The sequence below is a fragment of the Lentzea cavernae genome (assembly GCF_014653695.1).
Lineage (GTDB): Bacteria > Actinomycetota > Actinomycetes > Mycobacteriales > Pseudonocardiaceae > Lentzea > Lentzea cavernae.
The window spans coordinates 147,202-167,240 of sequence record NZ_BNAR01000015.1 but is presented as its reverse complement, the minus strand read 5'-3'; the positions used below and the strand labels follow the sequence as shown (position 1 = coordinate 167,240).

Below are 20,039 nucleotides of genomic sequence, written 5' to 3'. Positions count from 1 at the left end.
CTAGATCTCGGGCGGACGGGCTCCCTAGGGGCTGAGGTCACCCGTTAGGGGGATGCCCCACCTCGTTAGGGGGCGGCGGCACGGCCGACGAGGCCCGTGCCGCCGCTCGCCTGCTCAGTCGAGCTCGGCCTCCGCCTTCGCGATGGCCGCGAACTCCTCCTCCGGAGCGTTCGCGACCAGGTGGTGCCGGCTGTAGAACCAGTAGTACGCGACGGCGATCACCACGATGCCCGCCGTCACGGCGGCCGCGATCTCGTCGACGAAGAACGTCGCGATGACCGCGGCCACGGCCAGGACCAAAGCCACGCCCGTGGTCACCACACCGCCAGGAGTCCGGTAGGGACGAGGCAGATCAGGCGCCGTTTTGCGCAGAACGATGTGCGACACCATCATCAGCACGTAGGACAGCGCCGCACCGAACACCGCGATGTTGATGAGCCGCGCGCCACCGGTCACGGGGTCGATCGTCTTCATCGTGGTCGCCAGGACGAAACCGATGGTGCCGGGCACGATCAACGCCAGGTAGGGCGTCTTGCGCTTGCCGGTCTTCGACAGCCACCGGGGCAGATATCCCGCGCGCGACAACGCGAACAGCTGCCGCGAGTAGGCGTAGATGATCGAGAAGAACGACGCGACCAGACCCGCCAGGCCGACGTAGTTCACCAGCTGCGCCAGGAACGTGTCGCCGCCGTAGGCCGCGCGCACCGCCTCGGGCAACGGGTTTCCGGACGCCTCCAGCGCCTTCGCGCCGGCGCCACCGGGGGCGACCAGGAGGATCGCCGCCGCGAACACCAGCAGCACCACCATCGCGCCGATGATGCCGCGAGGCATGTCCCGCTTGGGATCCCGCGCCTCCTCGGCGGCGAGTGGCACACCCTCCACCGCGAGGAAGAACCAGATCGCGAACACGATCGCGCCCCACGCGCCCGTCACGCCCATCGGCAGGAACGAGCCGTCGCCGACGGTGAAGAGGTTGTCCGCGTTGAACTTCGGGATCATACCCGCCACGAACACGACCAGGGCCACGACCGCTACACCGGTGATCACGAACATCACCCGCAGCGCCTCGCCGACGCCGTAGAGGTGGATGCCGACGAAGATGATGTAGCACGCGAGGTACACGGGCCACGTGGCGTCCAGCAGGCCGAGTGCTTTGACGTAGTCGCCGATGAACACCGAGATCGCCGCGGGAGCGATGGCGTACTCGATCAGGATGGCTACACCTGTTGCGTACCCGCCCAACGGGCCGAGTGCGCGCCTCGCGAAACCGTAACCGGCGCCTGCCACGGGCAGTGCCGAGGCCAGTTCGGCGAGACCGAACACCATGCACGTGTACATCGTCGCCATCAGGATCGTGGCGATCAGCAACCCGCCCCAGCCGCCCTGGGCGAGGCCGAAGTTCCACCCGGCGAAGTCGCCGGAGATCACGTACGAGACTCCCAGCCCGGCCAGCAGGACCCACCCCGCCGCGCCTCTTTTGAGCTGTCGGTGCTCCAGGTAGTCGCTGCTCACCTTCTCGTACTCGACGTGCTTGGCCATATGGACTCCTAATAGTCCTTTAAGCAGTGGTTGAGGGTGGCGCTCGTCACCAGGCGGTGTCAAGATGGTCCCGCCAATGGCTCGCAGACATACCTTTGGAGGAACGCGGAGATGCTGACCGTCGAGGAGTTGCGCGAGGCCGTGGACGCCGGTGAGATCGACACCGTCCTGGTCGCGATCGTGGACATGCAGGGCCGCCTGCAGGGCAAGCGGTGTGCCGCGCAGTACTTCCTCGACGAGGTCCTCGGCCATTCCGCGGAGGGCTGCAACTACCTGATGGCCGTCGACGTGGAGATGAACCCGGTCAGCGGCTTCGAGATGTCGAGCTGGGAGCGCGGGTACGGCGACTTCGTGATGAAGCCGGACGTCGAGACCCTGCGCAGGGTGCCGTGGCAGGAGGGCACCGCGCTCGTGATGTGCGACGTCGTCTGGGAGAACGGCGACCCGGTCGTCGCCTCGCCGCGCCAGGTCCTGCGCAAGCAGCTCGACCGGCTCTCCGCGCTCGGGTTCGACGCGTACGTCGGCACCGAGCTCGAGTTCATCCTCTTCGACGACACCTACGAGCAGGCGTGGAACGCCGGCTACCGCAACCTCACGCCGTCCAACCAGTACAACGTCGACTACTCGTTGCTCGGCACCGCGCGCGTAGAGCCGTTGCTGCGGTCCATCCGCAACGGCATGACGGGCGCGGGCATGGTCGTCGAGTCGGCCAAGGGCGAGTGCAACCCCGGCCAGCACGAGATCGCGTTCAAGTACACGACGGCGCTGCGCACGTGTGACCAGCACGCGATCTACAAGAACGGTTCCAAGGAGATCGCGTCGCAGCAGGGCAAGGCGCTCACGTTCATGGCGAAGTACAACGAACGCGAGGGCAACTCATGCCACATCCACCTGTCGTTGCGCTCCAAGGACGGCGACCCCGTCTTCGCCGAGGGCCACGGCATGTCCAAGCTCATGAAGCACTTCCTGGCGGGCCAGCTGGCCGGGCTGCGGGAGCTCACCTACTTCCTCGCCCCGAACATCAACTCCTACAAGCGCTTCGTGCAGGGCTCGTTCGCGCCGACGGCGGTGGCGTGGGGCCGGGACAACCGCACGTGCGCGCTGCGGGTCGTCGGTCACGGCCACGGCCTGCGCTTCGAGAACCGGGTCCCCGGCGGGGACGTGAACCCGTACCTCGCGGTGGCGGCGCTGATCGCGGCCGGTCTGCACGGCGTCGAGCAGGAACTGGAGCTGGAGGACGAGTTCGTGGGCAACGCCTACGCGTCCGACCGGCCGACGGTGCCGACGACGCTGCGCGAGGCCGCGGACCTGCTGGCGGGAAGCGAGATCGCGCGCTCGGCGTTCGGTCAGGACGTCGTCGACCACTACCTGAACGCGGCGAAGGTCGAGCTCACCGCGTTCGACGCGGCGGTCACGGACTGGGAGAAGGTACGCGGGTTTGAGCGCCTCTAAGCCCCTCGTCGGCATCAGCACGTACCTGGAGCGCACGCGCTTCGGGCACTGGGACGTGGAGGCCGCGGTGCTCTACCGCGGCTACCTCGACTGCGTGGTCCGCGCGGGCGGCAACCCCGTCATGCTGCCGCCGGTCGGCACCTGGGACGCCGAGTCCATCGCGTTCCTGGACGCCCTGGTGATCGCGGGCGGCGCGGACATCGACCCCGCGACCTACGGCGCCGAGAAGCACGAGAAGACCGGCGAGCCGCGGCGCGACCGCGACGAGACCGAGTTCGCACTGGTCGGGGCCGCGCTGAAGCTCGATCTGCCGGTGCTCGGCGTGTGCCGGGGCATGCAGGTCCTCAACGTGGCGCTGGGCGGCACGCTGCACCAGCACGTCGAGGGGCACAACCCGGCGCCCGCCGTGTTCGAGCACACCGAGATCGCCATCGCGGAAGGCACCGCGCTGCACGGGATCCTCGGCGGGCGGACGACCGTTCAATGTCATCACCACCAGTCGCTGGACCGGATCGCGGACGGCCTCGGGGTCACCGCGCAGGCTCCGGACGGCACGGTCGAGGCCGTCGAACTGGAGGGGGCGCGGTTCGTCGTCGGCGTGCAGTCGCACCCCGAGCAGGACATCGAAGACCTGAGGCTGTTCGAGGCTCTTGTGAGCGCGGCGAGGAGAGAAGCGTGACCTTCGACGTCATCAACCCGGCCACCGAGAAGGTCGTGCGGTCCGTCCCGCACACCACCCTCGGCGACACGGACGCGGCGATCGGCCGGGCGCAGCAGGCGTTCGAGAGCTGGCGCAACGTCGCCCCGGGAGATCGCGCCCGGCTGCTGCGCAAGTTCGCGGAGGTCGTCGACGCGCACGTCGAGGAGCTCGCCCTGCTGGAGGTCGAGAACTCCGGCCACACCATCGGCAACGCCCGGTGGGAGGCGGGCAACGTCCGCGACGTGCTGCAGTACTACTCGGCCGCGCCGGAACGCCTGTTCGGCAAGCAGATCCCGGTCGCGGGCGGGCTCGACGTCACGTTCCACGAACCGCTCGGCGTCGTCGGCGTGATCGTGCCGTGGAACTTCCCGATGCCCATCGCGGGCTGGGGGTTCGCCCCGGCGCTCGCGGCGGGCAACACCGTCGTGCTCAAACCCGCCGAGGTCACGCCGCTGACCGCGATCCGGCTCGGTGAGCTCGCGCTGGAGGCGGGCATCCCCGAGGGCGTGTTCCAGGTGCTGCCGGGCAAGGGCAGCGTCGTCGGCAACCGGTTCGTCACGCACCCGTTGGTGCGCAAGGTGGTCTTCACCGGCTCGACCGAGGTCGGCAAGCAGATCATGGCCGGCTGCGCGCAGCAGGTGAAGCGGGTGACCCTGGAGCTGGGCGGCAAGTCCGCCAACATCGTCTTCGCGGACTCCGACCTGGAGAAGGCGGCGGCCACGGCGCCGTACGGGGTGTTCGACAACGCCGGGCAGGACTGCTGCGCGCGTTCGCGGATCCTCGTGCAGGCGAGCGTCTACGACAGGTTCATGGAACTGCTGGAGCCCGCGGTCAAGGGCGTCAAGGTCGGCGAGCCCGGCGACGAGGCCACCGAGATGGGGCCGCTCATCACCGCGGCGCACCTCGGGAAGGTCGCGTCTTACGTCCCAGACGACTCCCACGTCGCGTTCCGCGGCTCGTCCCCGGACGGTTCCGGTTTCTGGTTCCCGCCGACGGTCCTCACACCGCCCGCGAACCACCCGACGGTCACCGAGGAGATCTTCGGACCGGTCGTCGTCGTGCTGCCGTTCACCGACGAGGCCGATGCGATCCGCATCGCGAACGACTCCGAGTACGGCCTGTCCGGTTCCATCTGGACGAACGACGTCGGCCGCGCGATCCGCGTCTCGCGGGCCGTGGAGGCCGGCAACCTGTCGGTGAACTCGCACTCGTCCGTCCGCTACTGGACGCCGTTCGGCGGCGTGAAGCAGTCGGGTCTCGGTCGCGAGCTCGGGCCCGACGCGCTCGACGCCTTCACCGAAGTCAAGAACGTCTTCATCGCTACCTGAGCTACCCGAGCAACGAGGAGAACAAGAGATGGTGCAGCGACTCGAGGGCCGCGTGGCCGTCGTGACGGGTGGCGGCAGCGGCATCGGACTCGCGACCGCGCGCCGGTTCGCGAGCGAGGGCGCGAAGGTCGTCGTCGCCGATCTCGACCCCGCGACCGGCAAGGCGGCCGCGGACGAGGTCGGCGGACTGTTCGTCCAGGTCGACGTGACCGACGAGGAACAGGTCAAGGCGCTCTTCCAGACCACTGTGGACACTTACGGCAAGCTGGACGTCGCGTTCAACAACGCCGGTATCTCGCCGCCCGACGACGACTCGATCCTCACGACGGGCATCGAGGCGTGGGAGCGCGTCCAGAAGGTGAACCTCACGTCGGCTTATTTGTGTTGCAAGTACGCCCTCCCGCACATGCAGGCCAACGGCAAGGGCTCGATCATCAACACCGCGTCGTTCGTCGCGACGATGGGCGCGGCGACGTCGCAGATCTCCTACACCGCGTCGAAGGGCGGCGTGCTCGCGATGTCGCGCGAGCTCGGCGTGCAGTTCGCCCGCGAGGGCATCCGCGTCAACGCCCTGTCGCCCGGCCCGGTCAACACCCCGCTGCTGCGGGAGCTGTTCGCGAAGGACCCGGAGCGCGCGGCGCGCAGGCTCGTCCACGTACCGCTCGGCCGGTTCGCGGAACCTGAGGAAATCGCCGCCGCGGTCGCGTTCCTCGCGTCCGACGACTCCTCGTTCATGACGGCGTCGAACTTCCTCGTGGACGGCGGCATCGCCGGCGCGTACGTGACACCGCTGTAGATGGTGGAGCACGCGCAGGAGGCGTTGTTCCGCCCGGTGCGGGCGGGCAACGCCTTCGAGGAGACCGTCGAACGGCTCATGCAGTCCATCCGGCTCGGCGTCGTCGCGCCGGGGGAGAGGCTGCCGTCCGAACGGGACCTGGCCACCCGGCTCGGCGTGAGCCGGGTGACCGTGCGCGAGGCCATCAGGTCGTTGCAGGAGAACCATTACGTCGAGTCGCGAAGGGGGCGCTACGGCGGCACGTTCGTCCGCGAGGTGCTCCCGAAGTCGGCTCCCGGCAAGGAGTTCGGCGACCTCCACGACGTGCTGACGCTGCGCAGGGTGCTGGAGACCGGCGCCGCGGAGACGGCGGCGGGACGGTCGCTGGGTCCCGCCGAACGACGGGGGCTGCGCGCTCGTCTGGAGGAGGCCTCGACCTCGGCGCTCGTGGAGTACCGGCGCAAGGACTCGCGGCTGCACCTCGCGATCGCCGAGGCGACCGGGTCCGCGGCGCTGACCGCCGCCGTCGCCGAGTCGCGGATGCGCGCGAACGAGCTGCTGGACCACATCCCGCTGCTCGAACCGAACCTCGCGCACTCCAACGCCCAGCACGAGCGCATCATCGCCTCCATTTTGGACGGAGACCCCGCCGCGGCCCGCCGGGCGATGGCCGAGCACCTGGACGGGACGGCGTCGTTGTTGCGCGGCTTCCTGGTCTGACCGGTCAGACTCCTGCGAACGCAGCAGTGTGAGAAGCTGACCACGAAGTTGCACGCAACCTGAAAACGTTTACAGGTTCAAATGTCCCGTTGTCATGCGAATTCCGCATGGAACAAGGCTTGGCCTGAGCCTTGCAGACGGTTACCGTCCGAATACCTCGGGGACTTGCAGCGCGAGGAGCTGTTGATGCCAGGGTTGCGCAAGGTGTTTCGCGACGCCATGGGCCGGGTGCACTCACTCCGTGTCTTGTCCGAAGCCGGCATGGTCAGTCTGACGAACATCAAGATGTCCGTGCAGGCGTTGCAGGAGGTCAAGGTCTGGGGACCGAACGTGACGGCGCTGCGCCGGTCCGTCCGGCTGAACCCCGACGGCGTCGCGATCGTCGACGAACGCGGCTCGGTCACCTACCGCCAGTTGGACAGACGTTCAAACGCGATCGCCCAGGGTCTGCGGGCGCTGGGGATCCAGCACACGCACATCGTCGCGCTGATGTGCCGCAACCACCGCGGCATGGTCGAGTCGCTGCTGGCGTGCGCGAAGCTCGGCGTGCGGGTGCTGCTGGTGAACACCGGGTTCGGTGCCCCGGTCGTCATGGACCTGCTGCAACGCGAACGCGCGTCGCTCGTCATCCACGACGAGGAGTTCACCCCTCTGTTCCACCAGTTGCCGCCGTCGATCCCGCGCTGGCTCTCGTGGTCGCGCGACGGCCTCGACCGTCGCACGCCGACACTCGACCAGCTCGTGGCCAAGGCGCCGCGCGGCGAACTGCAGCCGCCGCGCGAACCGGGTGTCGTGATCCAGCTGACGTCCGGCACGACCGGCACGCCCAAGGGCACGGCGCGTGAGATCAAGTCGGTGCTGACCGCGTCCGACTTCCTCGACCGCATCCCGATGCGCTCGGGCGAGTCGACGTTCATCGCGGCGCCGATCTTCCACTCCGTGGGCTACTCGCACCTGACGCTCGCGATGTCGCTCGGCTCCCGCGCGGTGCTGCACCGCCGGTTCGACCCCCGCAAGACGCTGTGGTCGGTGCAGGGCCAGCGGTGCACGACGCTCGTCCTGGTGCCGACGATGCTGCAGCGGATCATGGAGCTCGACCGCCACGTGATCGGCTCGTTCGACCTGTCGCACCTGGACGTCGTGTTCTCCTCCGGCGCGCCGATCTCGACGGACCTCGTCCAGCGCACCCAGGCCGTGCTCGGCCCGGTGCTCTACAACCTCTACGGCTCAACGGAAGTCGCCGTCGCCACCGTCGCCACACCGGAGGACCTGGCGGCCGCGCCGTCCAGCGTCGGCCTGCCCCCGCACAACTGCGTCGTGCGCATCTACGACGAGAACGGCAACCGCATCACGCGGTCGTTCGTCACGGGCCGCATCTACGTGCGCGGCTCGCTCACCGTCGACCTCTACACCGACGGCACGCAGAAGGACTCCATCGACGGGCTCGTCGCGACCGGCGACCTCGGGCACTTCGACCCCAGCGGCCGGCTGTACTTCGACGGCCGCGAGGACGACATGATCGTGTCCGGCGGCGAGAACGTGTACCCGGTCGAGGTCGAGAACCTGCTCATGACGCACTACCGGGTGCGCGACGCGGCGGTGCTCGGCGTACCGGATCCCGAGTACGGACAACGGTTGCGCGCGTTCGTGGTGCCGGTGGCGGGGACGCGGATCGACGTGCGGGAGCTGCGGGAGTTCGTGCGCACCCGGCTCGCGCGGCACAAGGTCCCGCGGGAGGTCGTCGTCGTGCCGCAGCTGCCGCGCAACGCCACGGGCAAGGTGGTGCGGCGCCAGCTGCTGGCGATCCGGCTCGGACCGCAGCCGCATTAGTGCTTCAGGGCGGAACGCACGCCACAGCAGAACGAGGGGGACTAATTCGGCTGTGGCGCGCGTTCCTGGATTTTGGGGAGCGCACGACCCGTGTCGGTCGTCGGGGAATCGGATGACACGGGTCGTGCGCTCGGTCGGATCACCGCTCGAAGCGGTCGCCCCGGTCGTTCCGGTCGCCGAACGGCCCGCGCTGGTCGAAGCGGTCGCCACCGCGGTCGGGGCCTCGCTCGCCGCGCTCGTACATCCGCACGTGGCCGGGGCCGCCGCGGTCGTCGAACCGGTTGGCCGCCACCGCTCCCACGATGCCGCCGCCGAGGACCAGACCCAGCAGGCCCACGGCGACCAGCTGGGTGGCGCGGTGGCGTACGAACCGCCTGCCACGGCCTGGGCCCACCGGCACGGCGACCGGAGGGGTCGCGGCCGGAGGAGGCGGCGGTCCCGCTGCTGCCGGGCCTTCCGCCGCGGATGCCGCGGCCGGGGCCCCAGTGGCCGCGTGACCTGCCGCGGGCGGTGGTGTCGCGGGAAGCTCGGTGGTCTGCTGCGGGCCGGGCGCCGCGGCCGGGGTGGCCGGTAGCTCGGTGGTCGGGTGACCAGGCGTGGCCGGTGCGCCGGCCGGCAGCGGGGTCGTCGCCTGGTCCGGTGCGGGCTGGGCGGCCCGCGGTTCGTCCTTCGACGGCTCCTTCGGCGGAGGCGTCTGTCCCTGCTCGCTCATGTCCTCAACGATGCGCCGCTCTGCTGAGCTGGGGCTGACAGCCACCTGTTCGTTTCCTGAAGCCCGCCGGGATTGCGCGCGGAGTTCATCACGGGCCTGGAACCAGCGAAAACGTGCCGCTGGTCGGCGTAGGTCGCACCGAAGAGCTCGGCGTCGAGGACGCCGGACCACAGGAAGTGCAACGTGGTGCGCGTGCCGTCGCGGGCGTCGCGGCGGGCGTAGTGCTCGTGCAGGTCGGCGTAGAGCAGGCGCAGTTCGTCCCGGTTGGACTCGGTGAGGCGGACCGGGCATTCGACGGTCAGGTCGGACATGATCGGTGCTCCGTTCGGCGGGCCGGGGACAACAGAGTGCTCGCCCCGGGCCCCGGCACGCATCCGAAAAACCACTCAGAAGCGGCTGCGTAGGTGTCGCGGCGCAATCCACTTGCACCCGCGCGCTTCAATCGGACCATGGAACTCGTACCGCTCCGCAGGGAGTTCGCGCAGGCGATGGCCAGGAGCCGTCCGAACGACGCCGAGGTCGACCGCCTCACCGGTACGCACGCGACGTTCACGTTGGAGGATTACGAGGCCTACGTCGAACGCACCCTGAACGACCCGGACCGCTACACGCGCGCGATAACCGAGGACGGCGAGTTCCTCGGCGAGGTCGTTCTCACCATCAATCCGCACAACCGTTCGGCGGGCCTGCGGATCGCGTTGTGGGACGGATTCGGCAAGGGTTACGGGTCGATCGCCATCAGGCACGTCCTCGACCACGCGTTCACCGTTCTGAACCTCCACCGGGTGGATCTGGAGGTGTACGACTTCAACGACAGGGCGATCCACGTCTACAAGAAGCTCGGCTTCCGCGAGGAGGGCCGGTTGAGGGACGCCCTGCTCTGGGACGGCGTCTTCCACGACGCGATCGTCATGTCCATCTTGAGCACCGATAACATCTGATCCGAACACCCCGAATCGTCGAACTAGGAGTCACCGTGTCCGAGTCGAGCCCAGCAGTCGCCCAGAACCCGCCGCGCGTGGTGGTTCCGGCTGGGACGACGGCGGGCACGGCCGTGCGCGAAGCCGGCCTCCCGGGCAAGGGTTCCGACGCGATCGTCGTCGTGCGCGACGCCGAGGGCCACCTGCGCGACCTGTCGTGGACCCCGCAGGTCGACGTCGAGGTCGAGGCCGTCGCCGCCGACACCGAGGACGGCCGCAGCGTCGTGCGCCACTCCGCCGCCCACGTGCTGGCGCAGGCCGTGCAGCAGCAGTTCCCCGAGGCCAAGCTCGGCATCGGCCCGCCCGTGAAGGACGGCTTCTACTACGACTTCCAGGTCGAGAAGCCCTTCACGCCCGAGGACCTGCAGGCGCTCGAGAAGCGCATGAAGCAGATCATCAAGTCCTCGCAGCGGTTCTCGCGCCGCGTGGTCGAGTCGGTCGACTCCGCGAAGACCGAGCTCGCGTCCGAGCCGTTCAAGCTGGAGCTCGTCGACATCAAGAGCGACGTCGACACCAGCGAGGTCATGGAGGTCGGCGGCGGCGAGCTGACGATCTACGACAACCTCGACCCGCGCTCCGGTGAGCAGGTCTGGGGCGACCTGTGCCGCGGCCCGCACGTGCCGACCACCAAGCACATCCCGGCGTTCAAGCTGACCCGCGTGGCCGCCGCGTACTGGCGCGGCAACGAGAACAACCCGCAGCTGCAGCGCATCTACGGCACCGCGTGGGAGTCGCAGGAGGCGCAGGACGCGTACCTGGAGCGCCTGGCCGAGGCCGAGCGCCGCGACCACCGCAAGCTGGGCGTGGAGCTCGACCTGTTCTCGTTCCCGGACGAGATCGGCTCCGGCCTCGCGGTGTTCCACCCCAAGGGCGGCATCATCCGCAAGGCGATGGAGGACTACTCCCGCCAGCGGCACACCGAAGAGGGCTACGAGTTCGTCTACTCGCCCCACATCACCAAGGGCAACCTGTTCGAGGTCTCCGGCCACCTCGACTGGTACAAGGACGGCATGTACCCGGCGATGCACCTCGACGCCGAGCTGAACGAGGACGGCACCGTTCGCAAGCCGGGCCAGGACTACTACCTCAAGCCGATGAACTGCCCGTTCCACGACCTGATCTTCAAGTCGCGCGGCCGTTCCTACCGCGAGCTGCCGCTGCGCATGTTCGAGTTCGGCGGCGTCTACCGGTACGAGAAGTCCGGCGTGGTGCACGGCCTGACCCGCGTGCGCGGCATGACGCAGGACGACGCGCACATCTTCTGCACCAAGGACCAGGTGCGCGACGAGCTGCGGTCGCTGCTGACGTTCGTGCTCGACCTGCTGCGCGACTACGGCCTCGACGACTTCTACCTCGAGCTCTCGACCAAGAACCCGGAGAAGTACGTGGGTTCGGACGAGATCTGGGACGAGGCGACCGAGACGCTCGCGTCGGTGGCCCAGGAGTCCGGTCTCGAGCTCGTGCCCGACCCCGGCGGCGCCGCGTTCTACGGCCCGAAGATCTCGGTGCAGTGCCGTGACGCGCTGGGCCGCACCTGGCAGATGTCGACCATCCAGCTCGACTTCAACCTGCCGGAGCGCTTCGAGCTCGAGTACACCGGGCCCGACGGCTCGCGCGTGCGCCCGGTCATGATCCACCGCGCGCTGTTCGGCTCGGTCGAGCGGTTCTTCGGCGTCATGACCGAGCACTACGCGGGCGCGTTCCCGGCGTGGCTCGCGCCGGTGCAGGTCGTGGGCATCCCGGTGACGTCCGAGAACGCCGACCACCTGTTCGCCCTCCGCGAGGTGCTGCGCCGCAAGGGCATCCGGGTCGACGTGGACGCGTCGGACGACCGCATGCAGAAGAAGATCCGCAACCACACCATGCAGAAGGTGCCGTTCATGCTCCTGGCCGGCGCCAAGGACGTGGAGGCGAACGCGGTGTCGTTCCGGTTCCGCGACGGCACGCAGATCAACGGCGTGCCGGTCGAGCGGGCCGTCGAGCAGATCGTCGAGTGGGTGCAGCGCCGTGAGAACGCCTCGCCCACGGCGGAACTGCTCTCGTGACGACTGAGTACTCCTCCCAGGACGGTGTGGGGGTCCCGGACGCGTTGCAGCGCCTGTGGACCCCGCACCGCCTGTCGTACGTGCAGGGCACGGGCAAGGCCGACGGCGACGAACCCGCCGGCTGCCCGTTCTGCCGCGTGGTCGAGCTGTCCGACGCCGACGGCCTGATCATCGCGCGCGGGGCGGAGGTCTTCGCGCTGCTCAACCTGTACCCGTACAACCCCGGCCACCTGATGGTGCTGCCGTACCGGCACGTGGCGGACTACACCGAGCTCTCCGCCGGCGAGACCGCCGAGCTGGCCGCGTTCACGCAGAAGGCCATGAAGGTCGGTCGGCACGTGGCGGGCCCGCACGGGTTCAACATCGGCATGAACCAGGGCGTCGTGGCCGGGGCCGGGATCGCCGCCCACCTGCACCAGCACGTCGTGCCGCGGTGGGGCGGGGACGCGAACTTCATGCCGGTCATCGGGCACACCAAGGTGCTGCCGCAGCTGCTCGGCGAGACCCGCCAGCTGCTGGCGGACGGCTGGAAGGCTCTCGACTGATCGTTTCGCGGTGCCTATCTGTTGACTTTCGATAGATCGCGCGCGATAGTCGATCTATGCCTCGACTCCTGCTGCCCCTGCTGGGCTGCGTCCTGCTCGCCGCGCTCGGCGTCGGCGCCATCACGGCCGCCCACCACGACGACGCCCCCGGACTCGGACTCATCGGTTTCCTGCTGATTTTCGGCGGCATCGGGCTTGCCGTTCGCACTGTTTTGCGGACTAAACGGAGCGTTTAGCCGTCGGCTGTGATTGAAATCCGTACGAATTCCTGGACAAAAGAGTGACAAAAACCACCGGCGTTGTCCGCACTGGACAATCGTTTCCGTTTCCGCATCGCGTGGAATAGCTTTCGGTTACTTCTTTTGGGTGCATTTCTCGGTCAGTTCGAGACGTAACGCCAGCACAAAGCGATTCCAGGTAGGTGAGATCACCCACCTGGAGGTGTCAACTGCGAGTCAAGTCCCCGCCTATGGCCGATCGTCTCACCGTGTGCGAATGGTTACGGTGCGAACATGACCGCACCTGAGCGTTCGCGATTAGCGAGAGAGCGGCTTTCGCGTGAACTACGCCGGTTGCGCACCGAGGCGAAGATGACCGGCACGGCCACCGCCCGTGCCACCGGGATGAGCCAGTCCAAGCTGTCGAAGATCGAGAACGGCATGCTGCTCCCGTCCGTCACGGACGTGGAGCGCCTCGTGGCGGAACTGGCCGCCGCGAGGGAGACGCGCATCGAACTGGTCGAACTCGCCAGGTCGCTGCACGCGGAGGCGGAGACCCGCCGCGTCGTGCTGCACCGAGGAGCGCACCGCCACCAGCAGACGATCAGCCGCGTGGAGGCGCGGGCCGCGACGTCGAGGTTCTTCCAGGTCAACCTGGTGCCCTCGCTGTTGCAGTCCGAGTCCTACCTGCGGATCGTGCTGGGGACGATGCCGCATTCCGAGCAGGAGGCCGCGGTGGCAGCCCTGCGCACCCGTCGTTCCCGCATGGACGACCTGGCGAAGCAGTTCGTGTTCGTCCTCTCCGAGAGCGCGCTGCGCTGGCGGATGGGCTCGGCCGAACTCATGGCGGAACAGGTCGAGCACCTGGCCGCCATGCAGCGCCGCCCGAACGTCCGCCTCGGCGTCGTGCCGTGGTCGGCGGACGCGAACGTGGTCGCCCTGCACGGTTTCCACATCTACGACGAGCGCGTCGTCACGGTCAGCGTGCTGACCGGCAACGCCACCATCACCGACCCGCTCGACGTGCGCGAGTACCTCGGGTTGTTCAGCCGGTTGGAGCGGCTGGCGGTGCGGGGGGAGGAGTTGCAGGGGTTGCTCAAGCGCATCGCCGAGGACCACCGGCGGCTCGGGTAGCCCGGCTGGGCCGGTACCGGCCCGGGTTGCTCACGGGCCGCTGGCTCGGGCTGGCAGCGCCTGGTCCGGGTTGCCCGCGGGCCGCTGGCTCGGGCAGGTCATGGGTCGGAGAGGGGTTGGGCGGGCTGTTCGCGGGGTGCTGGTGGCACCTCGCCGGCCCGCCTCCTCGCTTTCACCGGGGCCGGGTTCTCGCACCGCCGCCTCGACGCCATTCACACGGGTCTGTTCCTGCCCGCAGTCGCGATCGCCGGGCACCCGCCGTGCGATCCCCGGACGTCCCGCCTGGCCGGGCCCCACCACGCGGCCCCCACTCACGACCCGCCCCACCACCTCACCCGCGCACCGGCGGCACCCGCTGCCCCACCACAGCGCGGCCCCGTCCCGCACCCGCCGCCTCACCCGCGGGCGGTGCGTTTCACCAGTCCAGCTAGGCTGCGGCTGCCATGCTGAACATCTTCGCTCGCGCGTCCGTCTCGCGCGTCACCGATCCGATCGGGGCGTGGCTGCTGGCGCGTGGCCTCACCCCCAACACCGTGACCGTCGTCGGCACGATCGGTGCCGTGGCGAGCGCTCTGTGGTTCATCCCCCGCGGGCAGCTGTTCCTGGGCTGTGCGCTGGTGACGTTCTTCGTGCTGCTCGACCTCATCGACGGGGCCATGGCCCGTGCGCAGGGGCCCACGAGGTTCGGTGCCGTCCTCGACGCCACCTGCGACCGCATCGCGGACGGGGCGCTGTTCGCGGCGCTGACCTGGTACGCGTTCGACACCGGGGACAGGTGGACGGCCGCGGCCGGGTTCATCTGCCTGGTGGCCTCGCAGGTCATCTCGTACGTGAAGGCGCGTGCCGACGCGTCCGGGTTGTCCGCCGACGGCGGGCTGGCCGAGCGCGCTGAGCGGTTCATCGTCGCGCTGCTCGGGGCCGGGGTGCAGGGGCTGGGCGTGCCGCACCTCCTGGCGATCTCGTTGTGGCTGCTCGCGGCCATGACCGTCGTGACGGTGCTGCAGCGGGTCTTCGCGGTGGCGCGGTCGGCGCGGGAGGCGGCGTGAACCTCGCGACCCTCGGGTACAGCGCCGGGTGGCGGCTGATCCGCCTGCTGCCGGAGTCGTGGGCGCGCGGGTTGTTCCGCGCGGGCGCCGACTACGCGGCACGTCGTGGTGGCGCGAGCGTCGAGCAGTTGCGCACGAACCTGCGGCGGGTCGTGCCGCAGGCGGGCGAGGACGAGCTCGACGGGCTGGTGCGCGAGTCGCTGCGGTCCTACGCGCGGTACTGGTGCGAGGCGTTCCGGCTGCCGTCGATGGACCTGCGCGCCGCCTACGAGAAGTGCGACTCGCAGGTGTCCGGTGTGGAGAACCTCGACGCCGCGCTGAAGAACGGCACCGGCGCGGTCGTCGCCCTTCCGCACAGCGGCAACTGGGACATGGCGGGCGTCTGGCTCGTCGGCCACTCCGGCCCGTTCACGACGGTGGCCGAGCGGCTCAAGCCCGAGTCGCTGTACCGCAAGTTCGTGGAGTTCCGCGAGACGCTCGGCTTCGAGGTGCTGCCGCTCAACGGCGGCGACCGTCCACCCGCGACGGTGCTGGCCGAACGGCTGCGCGACAACAAGGTCGTGTGCCTGCTGGCGGACCGCGACCTGACGTCGTCGGGCGTGCCCGTGACGTTCTTCGGCGAGCAGACCCTGATGCCCGCGGGACCGGCGCACCTGGCGTCGACGACGGGCGCCGCGCTGCTGCCGGTCGGCTGCTGGTTCACCGGCGACGGCTGGCACTTCCGCATCCACCCGCCGATCAAGGTGAGCACGGTCCAGGCCGCCACGCAGGCCGTCGCGGACGTGTTCGCCGCCGACATCGCCGCGCACCCGGCCGACTGGCACATGCTGCAGAAGCTCTGGCTCGCCGACCTGCCGGAGAGCCGCCGCGCCGCCCTCGCCAGGAGGCTCGCGCGGTGAAGATCGGCATCGTCTGCCCGTACTCGTTGGACGTGCCGGGGGGAGTGCAGGCGCACGTCGTCGACCTCGCGCGCGCCCTCATCGGCCTCGGGCACGACGTGAACGTCTTCGCGCCCGCCGACGACGACCAGGCGCTGCCGTCGTTCGTCACCTCCGCGGGCCGCGCTGTCGCGATTCCCTACAACGGTTCCGTGGCACGGCTTTCCTTCGGCCCCGTCTCGTACGCGCGGGTGCGCCGCTGGATCGACGAGCACCAGTTCGACGTCCTGCACCTGCACGAGCCGACGGCGCCGTCGCTGTCGTTCCTGGCCCTGGTGGTGGCGGACGGCCCGATCGTCGCCACCTTCCACACCTCGACGCCGCGCTCCAAGATGCTGTCGGCGTTCCAGCCCGTGCTGCAGCCGTTCCTCGAGAAGGTCACCGCCCGCATCGCCGTCTCGGCCCTGGCGCGGCGCGTCCAGGTCGAGCACCTCGGCGGTGACGCGGTGGAGATCCCGAACGGCGTCGACGTCGACTTCTTCGCCTCGGCGTCCACTTTGGACGGCTACCCGCGGCCGGGCGGCACCCTCGGTTTCGTCGGCCGCTACGACGAACCGCGCAAGGGCATGCCGATCCTGTGGGAGGCGTTCGGCCTGATCGCCGACGAGTTCCCCGACCTGCGCCTGCTCGTGGTGGGCCGCGGCGACAACCCGTTCGAGGGCCGCTTCGCCGACCGCGTCGACCTCCTGGGCCAGGTCAGCGACGAGGACAAGGCCCGGATGCTGCGCTCGGTCGACGTCTACGTCGCCCCGAACACCGGCGGCGAGTCGTTCGGCATCATCCTGACCGAGGCCATGTCCGCCGGCACCGCCGTGGTGGCCTCGGACCTCGACGCGTTCCGGCGCGTGCTGGACGACGGCAAGGCGGGCGCGCTGTTCCCGGTGGGCGACGCCCACGCCCTGGCCGACGCGCTGCGCTCGGTGCTGCGCGATTCGGCTCAGCGCGCCGAGTACGTCGACCTCGCCTCCCAACGGGTGCAGGCCTTCGACTGGTCCGTGGTCGCCTCGCAGGTGCTGCGCGTGTACGAGACCGCCATCGCCGCCGACCCGCGCCGGGTGAGCGAGGCGTGATCACCGGTCTGGTCGTCGTCCTGGTGGCGTCGCTGCTCGCCGTCTGGGTCCTGTCGATCGCGAACCGCCTCGACCGCCTCCACGTCCGCACCGACGCGGCCTGGGCCGCCCTGGACGCGGCGCTGGCCCGCCGCGCGGTCGTCGCGCGTGCCCTGCTCGATCCCGCCCTCGCCGCCGCGGCGTCCGGAGCCGAGTCGGCATCCCGGACCGACCGCGAACTGGCGGAGAACGAGCTCTCCGGCCTCCTCGGCACCCTGGACCGCTCCGCTCTGGCCCCGGCGCTGGCCTTCGAGCTCGCCGATGCCGAGGAACGGGTCGTGCTGGCCCGCCGTGTCCACAACGACGCCGTCCGCGACACCCTCCTGCTGCGCCGCCGCCGGGTGGTCCGCTGGCTGCGCCTGGCCGGCACCGCCCCGCAACCGTCGTACTTCGAGATCGCCGAACCGTCCACCCCGTCCGACGCCGTGATGCTCAAGCCCCGCCCGTCCGCGCGCGTGGTCCTGACCGACGGCGCCGGCCGGGTGCTGCTGTTCCAGGGCTTCGACCCCGCCCGCCCCCAGGAGTCCTTCTGGTTCACCGTCGGCGGCGGCGTGGAGAACGGCGAGGAGCTGCGCGACACGGCCGTCCGCGAGGCCTTCGAGGAGACGGGCCTGAAGCTCGCGCCCGAACAGCTGGTCGGCCCCGTGTGGCGCCGCCGCGCGGTGTTCAGCTTCGGCGGCGAGACGTTCGACGCGGAGGAGTGGTTCTTCCACGCCTCGGTCGAGGGTGATCTGACGGTCGACACCTCGGGATTCAACGACGTCGAGGAAACCTCGATCACCGCGCACCGGTGGTGGAGCGCGCAGGAGCTGGAAGAGGCCGAGGACACCGTGTACCCGGTGCAGCTGGCCGAGCTCCTGCCCGCGCTCACCCGGGACTGGGACGGCGAGACCCGCACGGTCCGCTAGCGCCAGCCGTCGAGCATGCGCCGTGTGTCCTCGGTGTCCTCGTGGTCGGTGCCGAGAATCCTGACCTGATCGGCCAGGAGCCGCTCGCCCTCCTGCGCCGCGAGCTCCGCCTGCCCGCCGTCGTGCAGGGAGCGGGCGAGGTCGGCGCGGACGAGCAGGGTGCGCTGGTGCTCGGGACCGAAGACCTCGGTGAAGTCCAGGACGAGCTGTTCGCGCTCGGTGATGGCGGCCGCCGTGTCCCCGGTCCGCGCGAGCCAGTACGCGCGACTGCCCTTGGCCATCAGGGTTTCGCGGCTCAGCGGCCCGAGCACCCGGCACAGGTCGGGGACGAGCCCCTCGAACTCCGCCAGGGGATCGCCCGTGGTGGTCTCCGCGCGGAGCCTCGCGAGGGAGGTCCGCGTGCTCAGCACCGAGGAGTGGTCCGGCCCGTGCTGCAGGAGCCGCTCGGCGAGCACGTCCTCGAGTCCGGCGATGGCGCCTTCCAGATCACCGGTCTCGGCCCGCATGATCGCGATGTCGTGCCGGTTGTACTGCATGAAGTGCGGGGTGAACCGCCGGAAGAACCGGGAGATCCGGGGTTCGTCCGCCGCGATCTGCTCGAAGTCGCGCAGGGCACCGGCCGGATCGCCGGCCTTGGCTCGCCAGTGGGCCCGGCAGCCGCGCAGGATGATGGTCTGGAGGTCGAGGACGTGTTCCAGTCGCCCGGACTCCGCACTGAGGCGGTCGAAGTAGTCCCTCGCCTCGGCCGCCCGACCGCTCTCACCGATGCTGTTCCCCAGCGTGATCGACAAGTACATGGCTTCGCGCACCCACACCTTCACGCCGGCGGCCGCCATGAGCGCCTCGCCGTTGGCACGCAGGACGTGACCCTCGTCCTTGGACAGCTCGACCTCCGGCCACACGCCGTTCAGCGCTTCGGCGGCGGCACGGCACGCCCGCCTCAGCTGCCTCGTGGACCAGTTCTCCCGGTGGGCGCGTTGCACCTGCGCGTGCACCTTGACCTCGCGGTGCGCGGAGCCGGTGTCGAGGGTGACCACGCCCAGCCGGTGCAGGTGCGCGAGCACGTCGCGGACGCCGGTCTCGTCGAGCTCGTGCCCGGTCCGGTCGGTCAGGTACTTCCGCGCGCGGGGACTGGTCAGCACGCCGAGCGGGACGCCGTTGGGGTCGAGGAGGCAGGCGAGGTCGAGCAGGTGCCCCGCGACCCGCTTGGGGCGCAGGCCGTTCGCCTGCTTGATCGACAGCGACCAGGTGCCCGCCACGCCCGTGCGCCGCGACTTCCCCAGCCTGCTCAGGTACTCGGTGCCGGAGAGGTGCATGTCCAGCATGTACGCGCCCGCCTGGGCCAGCGCGAGCGGCAGGCAGCCCAGTTCCCGCACGACCTCCGCGGCGCCGTCGAGCAGCTGCGGCCGGTCCGCCAGAACGGTCCGCAGGTAGCTCAGGCCCTCGTCCTCGCTGAACGACTCGACGTCGACCACGGCCCGCTGGTCGCCGTGCAGGGCAGCGTCGCGGCGCCGGGTGGTGACGAGCGTCCGGCCGTTGTCCGGCGGCCACAGGCCTTCGAGGTCCGCCGGGTCCTCGACGTCGTCGAGCACCACGAGCCACGGTTCGGAGCCGCGTGCCAGCCACTCCAGCAGCCTGCGCGCGCCCCGTTCGGGCTCGGTCTCGTCCCGCCCGGTCAGCTCGGCGGCGGCCTCGGCGAAGACGGAGACGACCGCTTCCCGCGACCCGGCCGTCACCCACACCAGCAGCCGGGTCTCGCCCGAGGCCCACGCCGAGGCGGCGTGGTGGGCGGCGAGCTGGGTCTTGCCGACCCCGCCCATCCCGGACAGCACGACGGTGGGGGAGCCGGGCAGCGGCCGCCTCTCCTGGAACGACGCGGCCCGTCGCGGGACCACGCCGACCAGGAGGGGGAGCTCCGCCGGCGGTCGGATCGTCGAGTGGTGGTGCAGCGTGAAATCGCCTCTGATGTCACCGATCTGCAGGTTCAATCCGTGGACGTCACCGTGCACGGAGTTGTGCACGGACCAAGGCAGATCATCAGACACGCATGCAGTATGCCC

At 69.9% G+C, this 20,039-nt stretch carries 19 protein-coding genes; 15 read left to right on the top strand and 4 right to left on the bottom strand.

What is annotated here, in order from left to right:
• Window positions 1–114: 114 nt before the first annotated feature.
• Window positions 115–1,539: an ethanolamine permease gene (gene eat / locus IE307_RS36500; RefSeq protein WP_191304000.1), complete on the bottom strand. Its 1,425-nt coding sequence runs from the start codon at window positions 1,537–1,539 to the stop codon at window positions 115–117.
• A 111-nt stretch (window positions 1,540–1,650) separates the two neighbouring features.
• On the opposite strand from eat, the gene IE307_RS36495 reads away from it, so the two are divergent.
• From IE307_RS36495 to IE307_RS36470, 6 genes are all read left to right on the top strand, one after another.
• On the top strand, window positions 1,651–2,991 hold the full coding sequence (locus tag IE307_RS36495; protein ID WP_191303999.1) for a glutamine synthetase family protein: 1,341 nt from the start codon (window positions 1,651–1,653) through the stop codon (window positions 2,989–2,991).
• Window positions 2,978–3,670 carry a gamma-glutamyl-gamma-aminobutyrate hydrolase family protein gene (locus IE307_RS36490; RefSeq protein ID WP_229905432.1) on the top strand — a complete coding sequence of 231 codons (693 nt, stop codon included), beginning with the start codon at window positions 2,978–2,980 and terminating at the stop codon, window positions 3,668–3,670. Before IE307_RS36495 ends, IE307_RS36490 begins: the two co-directional genes overlap by 14 nt.
• On the top strand, window positions 3,667–5,019 hold the full coding sequence (locus tag IE307_RS36485) for an aldehyde dehydrogenase family protein (protein ID WP_191303998.1): 1,353 nt from the start codon (window positions 3,667–3,669) through the stop codon (window positions 5,017–5,019). Before IE307_RS36490 ends, IE307_RS36485 begins: the two co-directional genes overlap by 4 nt.
• A 28-nt stretch (window positions 5,020–5,047) precedes the next feature.
• Window positions 5,048–5,815, top strand: coding sequence for a 3-oxoacyl-ACP reductase (locus IE307_RS36480; protein ID WP_191303997.1), 768 nt, complete (start codon window positions 5,048–5,050; stop codon window positions 5,813–5,815).
• Window positions 5,816–6,514 (top strand): FadR/GntR family transcriptional regulator, encoded by a 699-nt coding sequence (locus IE307_RS36475; protein WP_191303996.1) that lies wholly within the window; start codon window positions 5,816–5,818, stop codon window positions 6,512–6,514.
• Between the two features lie 261 nt (window positions 6,515–6,775).
• Window positions 6,776–8,344, top strand: coding sequence for an AMP-binding protein (locus tag IE307_RS36470; protein ID WP_229905431.1), 1,569 nt, complete (start codon window positions 6,776–6,778; stop codon window positions 8,342–8,344).
• A 139-nt stretch (window positions 8,345–8,483) separates the two neighbouring features.
• On the opposite strand, the gene IE307_RS36465 is transcribed toward IE307_RS36470, so the two are convergent.
• Window positions 8,484–9,056 (bottom strand): hypothetical protein, encoded by a 573-nt coding sequence (locus IE307_RS36465; protein ID WP_191304042.1) that lies wholly within the window; start codon window positions 9,054–9,056, stop codon window positions 8,484–8,486.
• Window positions 9,053–9,367 carry a hypothetical protein gene (locus tag IE307_RS36460; protein WP_191303994.1) on the bottom strand — a complete coding sequence of 105 codons (315 nt, stop codon included), beginning with the start codon at window positions 9,365–9,367 and terminating at the stop codon, window positions 9,053–9,055. Before IE307_RS36460 ends, IE307_RS36465 begins: the two co-directional genes overlap by 4 nt.
• 138 nt (window positions 9,368–9,505) lie before the next feature.
• Between IE307_RS36460 and IE307_RS36455 the strand changes: the two genes are divergently transcribed.
• The 9 genes from IE307_RS36455 (at window position 9,506) to IE307_RS36415 (ending at window position 17,979) form a co-directional block, all read left to right on the top strand.
• Window positions 9,506–9,997, top strand: a complete 492-nt coding sequence (locus tag IE307_RS36455; protein WP_191303993.1) for a GNAT family N-acetyltransferase — start codon at window positions 9,506–9,508, stop codon at window positions 9,995–9,997.
• A gap of 35 nt (window positions 9,998–10,032) precedes the next feature.
• Window positions 10,033–12,081, top strand: a complete 2,049-nt coding sequence (gene thrS / locus IE307_RS36450; RefSeq protein WP_229905430.1) for a threonine--tRNA ligase — start codon at window positions 10,033–10,035, stop codon at window positions 12,079–12,081.
• The gene (locus IE307_RS36445; protein WP_191303992.1) at window positions 12,078–12,626 is read left to right on the top strand and encodes an HIT family protein; all 549 of its coding nucleotides are present in this window, start codon (window positions 12,078–12,080) and stop codon (window positions 12,624–12,626) included. Before thrS ends, IE307_RS36445 begins: the two co-directional genes overlap by 4 nt.
• Window positions 12,627–12,682: 56 nt before the next feature.
• Window positions 12,683–12,862 (top strand): hypothetical protein, encoded by a 180-nt coding sequence (locus tag IE307_RS36440; RefSeq protein WP_191303991.1) that lies wholly within the window; start codon window positions 12,683–12,685, stop codon window positions 12,860–12,862.
• A gap of 276 nt (window positions 12,863–13,138) precedes the next feature.
• A complete protein-coding gene (locus IE307_RS36435; RefSeq protein ID WP_191303990.1) occupies window positions 13,139–13,978 on the top strand; it encodes a helix-turn-helix domain-containing protein in 840 nt (279 codons plus the stop codon).
• Window positions 13,979–14,421: 443 nt separating this feature from the next.
• Entirely contained in the window at window positions 14,422–15,024 is a 603-nt protein-coding gene (gene pgsA, locus IE307_RS36430; protein WP_191303989.1) for a phosphatidylinositol phosphate synthase, read from the top strand.
• The gene (locus IE307_RS36425) at window positions 15,021–15,923 is read left to right on the top strand and encodes a phosphatidylinositol mannoside acyltransferase (protein ID WP_191303988.1); all 903 of its coding nucleotides are present in this window, start codon (window positions 15,021–15,023) and stop codon (window positions 15,921–15,923) included. The genes pgsA and IE307_RS36425 overlap by 4 nt, the downstream gene beginning before the upstream one ends.
• Window positions 15,920–17,032 carry a glycosyltransferase family 4 protein gene (locus tag IE307_RS36420; RefSeq protein ID WP_191303987.1) on the top strand — a complete coding sequence of 371 codons (1,113 nt, stop codon included), beginning with the start codon at window positions 15,920–15,922 and terminating at the stop codon, window positions 17,030–17,032. Before IE307_RS36425 ends, IE307_RS36420 begins: the two co-directional genes overlap by 4 nt.
• Window positions 17,029–17,979 carry an NUDIX hydrolase gene (locus IE307_RS36415; protein ID WP_191303986.1) on the top strand — a complete coding sequence of 317 codons (951 nt, stop codon included), beginning with the start codon at window positions 17,029–17,031 and terminating at the stop codon, window positions 17,977–17,979. The genes IE307_RS36420 and IE307_RS36415 overlap by 4 nt, the downstream gene beginning before the upstream one ends.
• Here the strand turns inward: IE307_RS36415 and IE307_RS36410 are convergent.
• A complete protein-coding gene (locus IE307_RS36410) occupies window positions 17,976–20,024 on the bottom strand; it encodes an NB-ARC domain-containing protein (RefSeq protein WP_191303985.1) in 2,049 nt (682 codons plus the stop codon). The two genes, IE307_RS36415 and IE307_RS36410, sit on opposite strands and share 4 nt — an antisense overlap.
• Window positions 20,025–20,039 lie beyond the last annotated feature (15 nt).

Coding starts and splice junctions, on each gene's coding strand:
- eat (WP_191304000.1), bottom strand. CDS start 1,539: ATGGCCAAGCACGTCGAGTACGAGAAGGTGAGCAGCGACTACCTGGAG.
- IE307_RS36495 (WP_191303999.1), top strand. CDS start 1,651: ATGCTGACCGTCGAGGAGTTGCGCGAGGCCGTGGACGCCGGTGAGATC.
- IE307_RS36480 (WP_191303997.1), top strand. CDS start 5,048: ATGGTGCAGCGACTCGAGGGCCGCGTGGCCGTCGTGACGGGTGGCGGC.
- IE307_RS36475 (WP_191303996.1), top strand. CDS start 5,816: ATGGTGGAGCACGCGCAGGAGGCGTTGTTCCGCCCGGTGCGGGCGGGC.
- IE307_RS36470 (WP_229905431.1), top strand. CDS start 6,776: ATGGTCAGTCTGACGAACATCAAGATGTCCGTGCAGGCGTTGCAGGAG.
- IE307_RS36465 (WP_191304042.1), bottom strand. CDS start 9,056: ATGAGCGAGCAGGGACAGACGCCTCCGCCGAAGGAGCCGTCGAAGGAC.
- IE307_RS36460 (WP_191303994.1), bottom strand. CDS start 9,367: ATGTCCGACCTGACCGTCGAATGCCCGGTCCGCCTCACCGAGTCCAAC.
- IE307_RS36455 (WP_191303993.1), top strand. CDS start 9,506: ATGGAACTCGTACCGCTCCGCAGGGAGTTCGCGCAGGCGATGGCCAGG.
- IE307_RS36440 (WP_191303991.1), top strand. CDS start 12,683: ATGCCTCGACTCCTGCTGCCCCTGCTGGGCTGCGTCCTGCTCGCCGCG.
- IE307_RS36435 (WP_191303990.1), top strand. CDS start 13,139: ATGACCGCACCTGAGCGTTCGCGATTAGCGAGAGAGCGGCTTTCGCGT.
- pgsA (WP_191303989.1), top strand. CDS start 14,422: ATGCTGAACATCTTCGCTCGCGCGTCCGTCTCGCGCGTCACCGATCCG.